The organism is Limnospira sp. PMC 1279.21, assembly GCF_032349615.1.
GTDB classification, from domain to species: domain Bacteria; phylum Cyanobacteriota; class Cyanobacteriia; order Cyanobacteriales; family Microcoleaceae; genus Limnospira; species Limnospira fusiformis.
In genome coordinates, this window is sequence record NZ_JARPLU010000573.1 from 1 (window position 1) to 357 (window position 357).

The 357-nt window shown below is 45.7% G+C and carries 3 pseudogenes; all 3 read left to right on the top strand.

The window, feature by feature from the left end:
* Window positions 1–80, top strand: a pseudogene (locus tag P5683_RS26005) (IS607 family transposase); the annotation flags it as partial.
* Window positions 73–186: pseudogene (locus P5683_RS26010) on the top strand (transposase); the annotation flags it as partial. The pseudogenes P5683_RS26005 and P5683_RS26010, both read left to right, overlap by 8 nt.
* Window positions 176–357 (top strand): annotated as a pseudogene (locus P5683_RS26015) (hypothetical protein); the annotation flags it as partial. The pseudogenes P5683_RS26010 and P5683_RS26015, both read left to right, overlap by 11 nt.

The window sequence follows — 357 nt, forward strand, 5'->3', positions numbered from 1 at the left end:
ACGGACGGAGTAAATACAAAACTCAGGTCAAAGAAGATCCGGATTTACCCCAGCCTAGAGCTAAATCAAGTCTGGCGTAAATGGCTGGCTGCTTGTCGGTATTGCTACAACCAAGCAATTGCATTATCCCGGAGTGGTAAACGACTAAGCAAGTTAAAGTTACGCTGCGGAAGTGATGCAGAGTGACTTACCCGAATGGGTCAAAGAAACACCCTGCCACATTCGGCAAAATGCCATCTTTGATGCCTATCAGGCTTTGACCGCCAGTCCTGGTGCAAGGTTTAGAAGTTGTCGTGACAGCTCTCAAGCGATTAAGTTCAATAATACTAATTTCTCTTCAGGGAGTTGGTATCCAAA